Genomic DNA, 13,211 nt, shown 5'->3' with positions numbered 1-13,211 from the left:
TGGATTTTGGTCACAGAATCAGCGCTGTTACCTTTAATCCAAAAGGAGCATTTTTTAAATACTCAGCATAGCTTTTGCCATTCTCCCCAGCTTAGCTGGGGGTTTAGCTCTGTAATTAAAACAATGTGCAGGCCATAATAAGATCAATGGGCTTTTTTTATGGTGTGGCTAAGCACGTGGCATAAAAAAGATGTAGCGATCATCGAGATAAAAGGGACAGTTGATTTTTGCGGATAATTTCGAAAATTTTGTTGCTATTGAAAACTAACCCTGATATGTTTCAGTTGTAATATAAATTAACCCTGATATTTTAATAAAACATATGGATCAAATCACCTTACAGGTTCTACTGGGGCATAATCCATGGTTGCTTGATAAAAATGCATGGCCAAAGACGCTGCGTAACCATCTGCCGGAACGGTTTATACCACGGCACCTTACATCGCCGCTTAAGAGTGACAATAACAGGGTTAACCTTGTTATCGGCCCCAGGCAATCCGGCAAATCAACACTTATCTGGCATTATCTTACAACTAAATCACAACCGTTTCTTTTGATAAATTGTGAAGAACCATCCTGTCGCGAGATCTGTGAATCGCCGGCATTATTCTTAACCAGCATCAAAGAAATAGCAAGCCCAATTCCGGGTCTGTTTTTTGAAGAAATCCAACATCTATCCGAAGCAGGTCTTTTTCTAAAAGGATTGGTAGATTTAAAACCGAACGTGCCGATTCTTGTTACCGGATCATCCAGCTATCACCTGCGGAGTAAGACACGGGAGTCACTCGCCGGCCGTGCAGACCGTCATCTTCTTTTGCCTTTTGGCATGGCCGAGCTTCAGCCTGATGAGTTGCCGCCATTAATTACAGATGAAAAAGCAGCTTTGAACTGGAAAGAACTTCTCATATGGGGTGGATACCCGGAGGTAGTTCTGAATCAGGATAAACAAGCTATCCTTGCACAATTAGTTGAAGCCTTTGTATTGCGTGATGCTTCAGATATATACAAAATCAAGCGCCCTGATGCTTTCAGGAAGCTTCTATCCCTGGCTTCTTCTCAAATCGGCAATCTTGTCAATTTTTCAAACTGGGCCGAAAGCGTGGGGGTTAGTGTCAATACTGTAATTGAATACATCAATCTAATGGTGGAAAGTCATCTTGTGAAACTGGTTGGGCCTTTTGTGGGAGGTAAACGCGCTGAAGTTACGTCTACACCTAAAATATTTTTCATAGATAACGGTCTGCGAAATCTTTTGTTTGGAGGATTTGCCGCTGGAAATCAACGGGCAGACCTTGGTGCTCTAACGGAAAACCTTGTTTTTACAGAACTATATAAGCATACGAATCCTTTATTGGATACGATACTATACTGGCGATCAAGTTCCGGGGCAGAAGTTGATTTTATCATTCGAAGAGCAGAGCAGCTTACCGCAGTTGAAGTCAAGGCCGGATCTCTCAAACGGCCCAGGGTAAGTCGATCACTCAGGAGTTTTATCCAGGCATACAGGCCGGATAAAGTATTCATCTTCAATGAGACGCTTGTTGGTTCGCAAGAAATTGAAGGAAGCCATGTCATATTTGACAGGTTAATTGGGATTCCAACCATGTTTCAAGGTTGTTAGAATTATATATGTTACAAGAAACGCTGAGGATTTTAAAAAAGCAGAAGTTCAGATTATCGACCCTTTTGATTAAATTTTACCTGCTTAATAAAATCTTCATCACCCAATCTTCAAACGCAATTTGATTTTTACAGAAACCTGCAGATAAAAAATGACAAGTTGACAATAAGGGCGGCATCCGGTATTTGGATTTCTATAGTTCGGCTACATTTGCTGTTACTAAGGGTTTTCTCAAAAAGCGCCCGGAGAAATACCATGGGGTTAAAAGTTACAATTGAAAGTGTCAGGCGAATTGGGGATGGAGTCTGGAAGGCTGTGCTTGATCCCGACGAAACTGGTGCTTTCGGAGATTGTAAAAGCAAAATAGGCCCTTTTAGCATCCTGCTGTTAGAATCTGAAATTCACTTTGATGAAAAAAATCGGCGCATTACTTTTGATCCAAAATCAACCCGGCTGATTAATATCGGCAGTACCAGCAAAATTATTCTTTTAAGCGATTTTCCGTCAGAGCAAAAAACGGTTGCCGACAGTTCACCAAAGCCTGAAAAAAAACCGGTTCAAACCAGAAAAATCTCAGAAAAAAAGCCACCGGCAAAACAATCCCAACATCAACCTTCACAGGTGGTACCCCCGGGCGATAAACTTTTTCTCATTGAACTTCCCCCTGATATCCGAAGCTTTGGCGAAGTGTTACTTTCGTCAATCAGGCGTCATTTTAAAGGAGAACTGCACTATGAACCGCGTACGGGAAAATTCGATGAAACACCTGATATTTTCTGGACGGTGAAAATTCAACCTCACAACCATTCGTTAAAAATAACCATACGCGGAAAGCCGGATACTTTCAAAATACCGCCGGTTATAAACCTGTTGAGAGACAAGTTTGGTTATTCGGCGTTTGAAATTTCAAAAAAGGAGCAAATCTCCGGTGCAGTCTCTCTAATAAAACAGGCATCGAAAAACTGATGGCATCGTTCCAAGACTCATCTACTGCGTTGTAGCTGTTTTTCAGAAACTCGACATACTGTTTGTATAGTCTCCTCCCTGAAAAACCGCTACGCCTTGTATGTGAGCCTTGGAACGATGCCATCAAGATATTATTAAATGATTTAAATGCTTTATCAAAACTTACCCCTTCTTATCATAAGAGTTATGATCCATAACACCCTATTCATTGTATGAAACATCATAAAGAGCTTCCGGAAATTCTGGCCACGGATTTTAAGAGAAAATGGGATGACTTTTGTATTGCATCAGATGAAGCGAATATTACTATTCCTCAAAACCCTAAATTTCTTAGAGAACTCAAGCAAGTATTTGCCTTTAGCGATTTTGTTGCCATATCCTGCACCCGCAACCCTGAAATGATAGCCACCCTTATGGAAAGCGGCGACCTTCACCGACGCTATTCGTCCGAGTCATACAGCGATACACTTAAAACATCTCTTTCCGGTATCAAGGAAGACCCGGAACTTGAGGAGGCTCTCCGTGTTTTTCGAACCCGCGAAATGGTTCGTATTGCATGGCGGGACCTGACAGGCCTTGCGGATTTGGCGGAAACCATGTCGGATCTTTCAGCCTTTGCCGATGCCTGCATAGACCAAACACTTTCAATTCTTTATAACCGGCTGTGCACACAATTCGGAATTCCCACCGGAGCTGATAACTTACCTCTAAACCTTATTGTCATCGGCATGGGGAAGCTTGGCGGACATGAACTGAATTTTTCCTCCGACGTGGATCTGATTCTCGCCTTTCCCGAACAGGGAAACACAAAACAGGGACCTAAAACGATAAGTAATGAGGAATTCTTTCTACATCTTTGCCGGCAACTGATCAGGGTAATCGGAAGAGTGACTTCAGATGGTTTTGTCTTTCGAGTCGATACCCGGCTTCGCCCTTTTGGTGAAAATGGACCGTTGTGCATGAGTTTCGACGCCATGGAGCAGTATTATCAACATCAGGGACGTGAATGGGAGCGTTATGCGTGGATAAAGGCAAGGGTCGTTGCCGGTGATAAAAAGGCCGGGGAAAAACTCCTGAATAAACTCAAGCCTTTTATTTATCGCAGGTATCTTGATTATGGTGTTTTTGGATCCTTAAGGGATATGAAGAAAAAAATTTCTCTTGAGGTCAAAAAGAAAGGGATGAAACAAGATATCAAACTGGGTCCCGGAGGAATACGTGAAATCGAATTTTTCGGACAGATATTTCAACTCCTAAGGGGAGGAGTTTTACCCGTTCTTCAGGAACGACCGATTCAAAAGGTATTAAGAATTCTTTATAGGGAAAACTATTTCCCTCAGAATGTTTGCGACGAACTGTTGCAGGCATATGAATTTTTAAGAAAAACGGAACATCGCCTTCAAGAGTTTTATGATCAGCAAACCCACCAACTCCCTTCAGAGCCGGTAGACCAAGAACGGCTGGCTGCGTCAATGGGTTTTGCTAGTTATCCAATATTTGGCGAGCATCTTGAAAGACACCGAAAAAATGTTCATACGCATTTTATGGCGCTTCTTGAAACAAAAGACTCAAAAAAAACAAATGAAAAGACTTCAGATGAATTTGGCAACATATGGCTTCGATTGACGGATGACAAGCATTCAGCTCAAATGCTGTTAAATAAAGGCTATCAAAGGCCGAATAAGGTAATACAACTGCTGGATCATCTGCGAAATGACCTGGCAACCCGAACGCTCAGCACTGAAGGCCGAAGCCGTCTCGATAAGCTGGTGCCCATTATTTTGCAAGAAATCAGCACTGTCAGGCACCCGGATAAGACTTTACATCGTATTGTTGATCTGATTAAAACCATTGAAAGGCGCACCAGTTATCTTTCCCTTTTGATTGAAAACCCTTCAGCGCTGACTCACCTGGTAAAATTGTCATGTGCCAGCCCTCTGATCACATCCCGGTTGGCCGCCCATCCCGTACTTTTGGATGAACTTCTGGACCCCCGCACCCTTTATGCCCCGCCACAAAAGGACGAGCTCAAAGAAGAACTTAATAAAAAACTTGGACAGGTAAATACCCATGAGCTCGAATACCAGATTGAACAGTTGTGTATTTTTAAACAATCCAACACCCTGCGGGTGGCGGCAGCGGATGTAACCGGATTACTTCCTCTCATGCGTGTCAGCGATCATCTCACCTATATTGCCGAAACAGTTTTACATGAAGTCGTCAACCTGGCATGGAATCATCTGGTCGAAAAGCATGGAATCCCCACCTGTCTTGCAGACGGAAATAAATGCAACAGGGGATTTGTGGTAATCGCATATGGAAAACTTGGTGGAATAGAACTCGGATATGCTTCTGATCTTGACCTTGTCTTTCTTCATGCGGGAAGCGCTGGACAGACCACAGGTGGTATGCAACAAATTGACAATACACAGTTTTTTGCCCGCCTGGGTCAGCGCGTCGTCCATATTTTAACTGCTCATACCCGTATGGGAAATTTATATGAAATTGATATGAGATTACGACCCAGCGGAAGCGCCGGTGTTCTGGTCAGTCAGATAGACACCTTCACCGAATATCAGCATAAAAGTGCCTGGACGTGGGAACACCAGGCACTTATAAGAGCAAGAGCTATATGCGGGGATACCAATTTAATAAACCATTTTAATAAGGTACGAAAAGGAGTTCTTTCCATACTAAAAGATAAGACAAAGCTTCGGAAAGAAGTGGCCGACATGCGCGAACGATTGCGTGAGGAACGATTAAAACCAAAGCCCGGTATTTTTAATATCAAACAGGACAAGGGGGGCATGGTTGATATCGAATTTCTGGTTCAGTACCTGGTTCTATTAAATTCCAACAAATATCCGGAACTTTTAAATTTCACCGATAATGTCCGCCAGCTTCAGTCCCTAACTGAAATCAAGGTCGTTGATGAATATACTGCCAACCTGCTCAGGCACGCCTACCTGATATTCAGAGCCGTGGCTCACAGGTTCAGTCTCCAAGAAAAAAGCGCCGAAGTACCTGAAGATAAATTTTACCGACTGCGGAAAAAAATAATGAACATCTGGAACGCCTTTATGGAAAAAAATAGATAATTTTTTCAATTTTTAAACAAAGTTGGTTTCAAGATTGACAACAAGAAGATTTAAACGTAGTTTTGTCGATCGCACTACTCAAATAAAAAATTCAGGGCAATGGTTCTATATTCAAGATTAATGGTTTCGCGAAGAATGATTTTTCACCACTGAGTTTACGGAAAATACAGAAAATATCTTGATTTAATAACTAATTATCTCTTTGATCTCTGTGGTCATTCAGCTTTTTACGACGCCATCAAATTTCTATCGCCAACAAAAAGGAGATGCTATCCATGGGCGGTTTATTCGGGTGTGTTTCAAAAGAAAATTGTACCAATGATTTGTTTTACGGAACCGATTATCATTCTCATCTCGGAACCAAACGGGGTGGCCTTGCGGTTACAAATCCCAACGGCTTTTCCAGGTCAATCCACAACATTGAAAATGATTATTTCAGATCCAAATTTGAATCCGATCTTCCGAATCTTATGGGGAACAAGGGCATTGGAGTTATCAGTGACTACGATTCCCAGCCTCTCATAATCGGTTCTCATTTAGGAACATTCGGAATTGTCACAGTGGGTAAAATTAACAATATCGAAGAACTGGTAAATAAAGAATTTAATAAGAAAATGCATTTTTCCGAAACAAGCGGCGGGGTCACTAACCCGACTGAGCTGGCCGCGATGTTGATTTGTGAAAAAGGCTCCTTTGAGGAAGGGATCGAAAATGCCCAGGAACTCATTAAAGGTTCCTGCTCGATGCTTTTGCTCACGGAAAAAGGAGTTTTTGCTGCAAGGGACAAATTGGGCCGAACCCCTATTGCCATTGGGAAAAAGGAAAACGCTTTTGCGGTATCATCGGAAACATGTGCATTCCCCAATCTGGGATATCGCATCCAAAAGCATCTTGGACCCGGTGAAATTGTTCTTATCACCGCAGATGGATATGAACAGAGAAAGAAACCGAACGATAAGATGCAGGTATGTGCATTTCTGTGGGTTTATTACGGTTATCCGGCCTCTGAATATGAGGCCATTAATGTGGAGCAGGTCAGGTACAGATGCGGTTGCAGTCTGGCAAAAAATGATGGCGTAGAAATCGATTATGTGGCAGGAATTCCCGATTCCGGTACGGGACATGCCATCGGCTATGCGAATGAGAAAGGAATTCCCTATAAACGCCCCTTTGTAAAATATACACCCACCTGGCCCAGAAGCTTTATGCCCCAAACTCAAAGTATAAGAGATCTGGTTGCCAGAATGAAGTTGATTCTGGTCAGGTCGATGGTTGAGGGAAAAAAGATTCTTTTTTGTGAAGATTCAATCGTAAGAGGTACCCAGTTGCAGGATAACGTACAAATATTATTTGATTACGGTGCTGTTGAAGTCCACATGCGCCCGGCTTGCCCCACCTTGATTTATCCCTGTGACTTTTTAAACTTTTCAACCTCACGCTCAACGCTTGACCTTGCTGGCCGAAAAGCGATCAGTGAGCTTGAAGGGAGTGACGATCGGTTCCTGGATGAGTATGCGACTGCAGGATCGGAAAGAAATATGGCAATGACAGATAAAATAAGGGATAAGTTGAAGCTTACCTCATTAAAATTTCAAAAACTGGAAGACCTGGTGGAAGCGATAGGCCTGCCAAAAGAAAAATTGTGTACACATTGCTGGGACGGGTCCAGTTATTTTTGATGGCATCGTAAAAAGGCTCATCTACTGCGTTGTAGCGGTTTTTCAGAAACTCGACATACTATATCGTATAGTCTCGTCCCTGAAAAACCGCTACGCCTTGTATATGAACCTTTTTACGACGCCATCGAGCAAAATCAACTCTGAAAATGGATTTGAAACAGCTTCTGGAAGTTGAGTTACCTAAAATTAAAAACCGACTTTTTGCGAATTCATAAATTACATACTCAAGTTTCGCACCCCTGATTTCCGCCGTGGTTAAGACGGTAAAGGGTAAAAATAACATTTTTAAAGCGAAATCAATTTGCTGTATTTTGCAAACAGCACCGGAAGAATCCCCACATTGGATCAGGCGCATTAAAGATACAACATATTGGTTTGAATAGAGGATTAAGCATCCATGTTATATGTATGGATGGGCGCCGGCGTTAAAATCACGGAAAGTATATTTCGCTTTTAAAATTTATTTTTATCCCTTATCGTCTATGCCGTTGAATAAACGCAAGGATGCGAAACTTGAGTTATATATAGAAAAGAACCTTTGAAAGGAGTTATGAATGCCCAGACGCAACGACATTAAAAAAGTACTGATCATCGGTTCAGGACCTATTATTATTGGACAGGCCTGTGAGTTTGACTACTCCGGCACCCAGGCATGCAAAGCCCTGCGTTCTCTTGGCTATGAAATCGTCTTGGTGAACTCAAACCCTGCAACCATCATGACCGATCCCGGTATGGCCGATATTACCTATATTGAACCCCTTACTCTGAATGTACTCGCCGACATTATTGCCCATGAGCGCCCCGATGCCCTGCTTCCGAACCTTGGCGGCCAGTCAGCGCTGAATTTATCGTCCGAGCTGGCAAAGGCGGGTGTGCTGGAAAAATACGGGGTGAAGGTGATCGGTGTAAACATTGATGCCATTGAGCGTGGAGAGGATCGCACCGCCTTTAAAGAAACGATGAATCGACTGGGAATTGAAATGCCCAGGAGTCAGACAGTTAACAACGTTGAAGATGCAGAAAAAATTGCAGGGAAGATGGGGTATCCTGTGGTCATTCGTCCGGCCTATACCATGGGTGGGACAGGTGGCGGTCTGGTGTATAATATTGAAGAACTTCGGACTGTTGCCGCCCGCGGTCTGTCTGAAAGTCTGGTAAACCAAATCCTGGTGGAAGAATCGGTCCTCGGATGGGAAGAGCTAGAGCTGGAAGTCGTCAGAGATGCAAAGAACCAGATGATCACCGTTTGTTTTATCGAAAATGTGGATGCCATGGGAGTTCACACCGGAGACTCATACTGTACCGCACCCATGCTAACCATTGATAGCGAACTGCAAAAACGTCTGCAGAAATATTCATACGATATCGTGGAGGCGATTGAGGTCATCGGAGGTACCAATATTCAATTTGCCCATGACCCGGAAACCGGCCGTGTGGTTGTAATAGAGATTAATCCCCGAACTTCCAGATCCTCCGCGCTGGCATCCAAGGCAACCGGTTTTCCCATTGCTCTGGTTTCTTCCATGCTGGCCGGTGGATTGACAATGGACGAAATTCCTTATTGGCGCGACGGCACCCTTGAGAAATATACACCCTCCGGGGAGTATGTGGTGGTGAAATTTGCCAGATGGGCTTTTGAAAAGTTTGAAGGAGTTGAAGATAAACTCGGCACTCAGATGCGTGCGGTGGGTGAAGCCATGAGTATCGGAAAGAACTACAAGGAAGCTTTTCACAAGGCGATCCGCTCCCTTGAAATTGACCGTTACGGTCTCGGTTTTGCCAAAGATTTCAACGAAAAATCTTTGAGCGAATTAATGAGTATGCTGGTAGATGCCACCAGCGAACGTCAGTTTATCATGTACGAAGCCCTTCGAAAGGGAGCCGATATTCAGGCACTTTATGAACTCACTCATATTAAACCATGGTTCATCGAACAAATGAAGGAACTGGTGGATCTTGAAGAGGAAATTTTAAGTTATAAGGGGCAGGTGCTTCCGGACGATCTGCTCATCCGGGCAAAAAAAGACGGATTTGCCGACAGGTATCTCTCCTTTCTTCTGGAAACTTCAGAGAAAGATATTCGACAAAAACGTATTTCACTTGGCATGGTACAAAACTGGGAAGCGGTACCGGTCAGTGGAGTGGAAAATGCCGCATACTATTACTCTACCTATAATGCTCCAAACAAGGTTAAGGTAAGCAACCGGAAAAAGATCATGGTCCTTGGCGGAGGCCCGAACCGGATCGGACAGGGAATTGAGTTTGACTACTGTTGTGTACACGCGGCCTTTGCCATCCGTGATGCAGGGTATGAATCGATCATGGTGAATTGCAATCCTGAAACAGTCTCCACCGATTACGACACATCGGACAAACTGTATTTTGAGCCCCTGACCTGTGAAGATGTTTTAAGTATATATGAAAAAGAAAAACCTCGGGGAGTGATCGTTCAGTTCGGCGGCCAAACACCGCTTAATATCGCCAACGAACTTGAAGAAGCCGGAGTAAAAATTTTGGGAACTTCTCCGGAGACAATCGATCTGGCAGAAGATAGGGATCGCTTCAGAAAGGTAATGCGAAAACTGGCAATTCCGCAACCTGAATCCGGCATGGCGAGCACACTGGAAAAAGCGTTGGAAATAGCCAACAGAATCGGATACCCGCTGATGGTTCGACCTTCTTATGTTCTCGGTGGACGTGCAATGGAAGTGGTGCTGGACGAAGAAATGCTTATCCATTACATGACGGCCGCCGTAGGTGTTTCACCGGAACGTCCGATCCTGATCGACAAATTTCTGGAAAATGCCATTGAGGCTGAAGCGGACGCCATCGCAGACGGAACCGATGCATTTGTTCCTGCAGTAATGGAGCATATTGAACTGGCAGGTGTGCATTCCGGCGACAGCGCATGTGTGATTCCTCCGGTAAGCATACCGGTGAAGCATATTGAAACCATTTATGAATACACCAGAAAAATTGCAATTGAGCTCAATGTGGTCGGGTTGATGAATATCCAATATGCCATTGCAAAAGATACCATTTATATACTTGAGGCCAACCCCAGGGCTTCACGAACCGTGCCGATTGTTTCCAAGGTTTGCAACATCTCCATGGCACGACTTGCCACCCAGGTGGTGATGGGCAGTAAAATTTCTGATCTTAATCTTAAACCAAAGCAAATCCCTCATTTTGGGGTTAAGGAAGCGGTGTTTCCCTTTAAAATGTTTCCCGAGGTTGATCCCCTTCTGGGTCCTGAGATGCGCTCTACCGGTGAGGTGCTGGGCCTGGCCAAATCATTCGGTCTTGCGTTTTTTAAATCACAGAAAGCAACCCAGTTGACATTGCCTTTGGAAGGGACCGTTCTAATTACCATTGCCAACAAAGATAAGCTAAGGGCGTTTGAACCTGCCAGGTTGTTTAGCGATTTGGGATTTAAAATTCTGGCCACAAAAGGAACCCATCAGTTTCTAAAGGAGAAAGGGATTGAATCTGAGACAATCCGTAAGCTGGGATACGGCAGGCCTAACATCGTTGATGCCATAAAAAACGGAGAAATTCAACTGATTGTCAATACCCCCAGTGGCAAGGAAAGTCAGGACGACGACTCTTATATCCGGAAGGCAGCAATTGAATATAAAATTTTAAATATCACCACCACAGCTGCTGCCCTGGCAGCGGCCAGAGGCATCGCAGCACGAAGAAAAAGAAAATCGGAAATAAAGTCTCTACAGGCTTATCATGCGGATATTAAATAGTGATGGCTGGCCGGAACAAACCGAGGCAATCGCCACTGTTTTACTGGCACCATTATAATAATTCTTAAAAATATGTTCCGTTTTAAATGAGGAATCTGACTGTATTAGAAATCGTTAAGAAAGAACTTAAGTGCAATACAGTTGGGTCCGGGGAATTTATCAATCTTTACTCAGTTCGTCCGGTGAAGCGCCCATTTGCCCGTATCCGCCTTAACAATCATTAAAATTCAAACGGTTCGCAAAAAAGGCCATTGATAAGAAACTCCCCTGGTTATTTTTGTTTTTTTAAACCATCTTCATATCGCTTTTTCCCATACCAGTCGATCTGGCGGCATATCCCTCTTATAATACTCACTTCTCTCGCCCTGAGCTGCATGCGGGTAAAAAAGTAGCGCAGCTTGTTCATCCAGTAATCTGGATTTTCATGGTTAATATAGCTGATTTTAACCAGTATATCTTTAAGCTGATCATACATTCCGTCAAGTTCATGACGGTTTGCCAGACGGGGCACAAATTCTTCATTTTCTTCTCTTCCTGCGGAAAAGATTTCAAAACAGATGATCATCACAGCCTGTGCAAGGTTTAGAGAAGAAAATTCAGCGGTCGGAATGTTTACCAGTACATGGCAAAATCTGATATCTTTGTTGGACAGACCCCTATCTTCAGGGCCAAACACAATGGCAACCCGGTTTTCATGGGAGATAGGAATCAGCTTTTCGGCCAGCTTAGAAGGAGAATTGACAATCTGCCGCTCCCCGCCAAGCCGTGCGGTGGTTCCCACGACATAATTATACCCTGATAACGCTTCTTTTAAGTCTTGGTGGAATTTTATATGTTCTACAATATCTGCTGCCTCATGGGTAGCCAGTTTAAGAACTTTTTTAGGAATATAGTTTTTCGGATTTACCACCACAAGCTGACTGAATCCCATATTACGCATGGAACGGGCGGCAGCCCCGATGTTTTCAGGATGTTTCGGTTTATGCAGAACAATAGAAATGTGGCTTAAATTGACTCTTTTGGGCATCAGCCGATAATTTCAAAACTGTTAAAAAAATAACCGATTTCAAAGGCAGCGGTATCCGGGGCATCGGAGCCGTGTACTACATTTTTTTCTATGTCGGTGGCAAAATCCGCCCTGATCGTCCCTTCTGCCGCCTCCTTGTAATTGGTGGCCCCCATTAATTCACGGTATTTTGCTATCACATCTTCACCTTCAAGAACCATCATCACGGCAGGGCCGGATGACATAAAATCGGTCAGACTGGCAAAAAAAGGTCGCCCCTGGTGAACGGCATAAAAGCCTTCCGCCTGCTGTTTGGTCATGTGGAGCATTTTCATGGCAATGATCTTAAAATTACTTTTTTCAAGTCGTCTGATCACCTCACCGATTAAGCCGCGGGCCACACCGTCGGGTTTGATTATTGATAGTGTTCTTTCCATGATTTTTTATCCTTTCACTTTTTATTTTGATTTCAGCTGCAATACTAAAAGCCCCTGACCAAGTCAACCGGATAAATCTATTCTTGAAGATAAATTTGTCGCCTGGAAGAAAATAATATAACTGAGGGGTGCAAAATTTGAATTGTCATGTATCCTCCTTTTTTGGCAACTTGATTTTCTGCATTTTTCTGATATATTAATTAAAAAACCAAGCTTCACCAAGTTTCCTCGAGCTTCTTTGTATAGAGACGCGGTTATGACTCAAAAAATAGAAATTCTTTGTCAGTTAAACAAAAAAAGGTCTCCAGGCGTAAAAGCCATTGAATTTTTTTCCCCTGACGTCCAGAGGTCGGTCAACCACTTTCACCGGAGTTTACCGGGATATCACCCAACCCCATTGGCCCATCTCGCTCAGCTGTCAAAACGCCTGGGGATAGGTGACCTGTGGGTAAAAAGTGAAGCATCTCGATTTGATCTCAAAGCCTTTAAGGTTCTTGGCGCAAGTTACGCTATAGGAAAAATGCTGGCAAAAAAGTCATGACCTCCGGCCCAGCCGGAGGCTTGCATAAAGCCCTATAAGGGCATCGATACTGATAACCCCTTAAGGGGTATTATTGTGTTAAAATTACTGTTCTGCGACCAAATCCAT

General features: G+C 43.5%; 8 protein-coding genes. 6 read left to right on the top strand and 2 right to left on the bottom strand.

Features of this window, described 5'->3' with window-relative positions; all coding sequences use genetic code 11:
* The first annotated feature begins 322 nt into the window (after positions 1–322).
* From SWH54_07440 to carB, 5 genes are all read left to right on the top strand, one after another.
* A complete protein-coding gene (locus tag SWH54_07440; protein MDY6791084.1) occupies positions 323–1,621 on the top strand; it encodes an AAA family ATPase in 1,299 nt (432 codons plus the stop codon).
* A 255-nt stretch (positions 1,622–1,876) separates the two neighbouring features.
* A complete protein-coding gene (locus SWH54_07435; protein MDY6791083.1) occupies positions 1,877–2,587 on the top strand; it encodes a hypothetical protein in 711 nt (236 codons plus the stop codon).
* Positions 2,588–2,799: 212 nt separating this feature from the next.
* Positions 2,800–5,685 (top strand): bifunctional [glutamate--ammonia ligase]-adenylyl-L-tyrosine phosphorylase/[glutamate--ammonia-ligase] adenylyltransferase, encoded by a 2,886-nt coding sequence (glnE, locus tag SWH54_07430; protein ID MDY6791082.1) that lies wholly within the window; start codon positions 2,800–2,802, stop codon positions 5,683–5,685.
* A 275-nt stretch (positions 5,686–5,960) separates the two neighbouring features.
* Positions 5,961–7,364, top strand: coding sequence for an amidophosphoribosyltransferase (locus tag SWH54_07425; GenBank protein ID MDY6791081.1), 1,404 nt, complete (start codon positions 5,961–5,963; stop codon positions 7,362–7,364).
* A 554-nt stretch (positions 7,365–7,918) separates the two neighbouring features.
* The gene (carB, locus tag SWH54_07420; protein ID MDY6791080.1) at positions 7,919–11,119 is read left to right on the top strand and encodes a carbamoyl-phosphate synthase large subunit; all 3,201 of its coding nucleotides are present in this window, start codon (positions 7,919–7,921) and stop codon (positions 11,117–11,119) included.
* 271 nt (positions 11,120–11,390) lie between these two features.
* On the opposite strand, the gene SWH54_07415 is transcribed toward carB, so the two are convergent.
* Positions 11,391–12,146 carry an RNA methyltransferase gene (locus SWH54_07415; protein MDY6791079.1) on the bottom strand — a complete coding sequence of 252 codons (756 nt, stop codon included), beginning with the start codon at positions 12,144–12,146 and terminating at the stop codon, positions 11,391–11,393.
* Positions 12,146–12,562: a nucleoside-diphosphate kinase gene (gene ndk / locus SWH54_07410; GenBank protein MDY6791078.1), complete on the bottom strand. Its 417-nt coding sequence runs from the start codon at positions 12,560–12,562 to the stop codon at positions 12,146–12,148. The genes SWH54_07415 and ndk overlap by 1 nt, the downstream gene beginning before the upstream one ends.
* Before the next feature lie 256 nt (positions 12,563–12,818).
* Here ndk and SWH54_07405 point away from each other — a divergent pair, with 256 nt between their 5' ends.
* Positions 12,819–13,103, top strand: a complete 285-nt coding sequence (locus tag SWH54_07405; protein ID MDY6791077.1) for a hypothetical protein — start codon at positions 12,819–12,821, stop codon at positions 13,101–13,103.
* Positions 13,104–13,211 lie beyond the last annotated feature (108 nt).

Source organism: Thermodesulfobacteriota bacterium, assembly GCA_034189135.1.
In the GTDB taxonomy this organism is placed as follows: domain Bacteria; phylum Desulfobacterota; class Desulfobacteria; order Desulfobacterales; family JAUWMJ01; genus JAUWMJ01.
The sequence above is the reverse complement of the archived record's forward strand: the minus strand, read 5'-3'. Positions and strand labels throughout refer to the sequence as shown.

What these genes read in the sequence shown, in the direction of transcription:
- SWH54_07415 (MDY6791079.1), bottom strand. Translation starts at nt 12,146, where the DNA reads ATGCCCAAAAGAGTCAATTTAAGCCACATTTCTATTGTTCTGCATAAA.
- SWH54_07425 (MDY6791081.1), top strand. Translation starts at nt 5,961, where the DNA reads ATGGGCGGTTTATTCGGGTGTGTTTCAAAAGAAAATTGTACCAATGAT.
- ndk (MDY6791078.1), bottom strand. Translation starts at nt 12,562, where the DNA reads ATGGAAAGAACACTATCAATAATCAAACCCGACGGTGTGGCCCGCGGC.
- SWH54_07435 (MDY6791083.1), top strand. Translation starts at nt 1,877, where the DNA reads ATGGGGTTAAAAGTTACAATTGAAAGTGTCAGGCGAATTGGGGATGGA.
- SWH54_07405 (MDY6791077.1), top strand. Translation starts at nt 12,819, where the DNA reads ATGACTCAAAAAATAGAAATTCTTTGTCAGTTAAACAAAAAAAGGTCT.
- carB (MDY6791080.1), top strand. Translation starts at nt 7,919, where the DNA reads ATGCCCAGACGCAACGACATTAAAAAAGTACTGATCATCGGTTCAGGA.
- glnE (MDY6791082.1), top strand. Translation starts at nt 2,800, where the DNA reads ATGAAACATCATAAAGAGCTTCCGGAAATTCTGGCCACGGATTTTAAG.
- SWH54_07440 (MDY6791084.1), top strand. Translation starts at nt 323, where the DNA reads ATGGATCAAATCACCTTACAGGTTCTACTGGGGCATAATCCATGGTTG.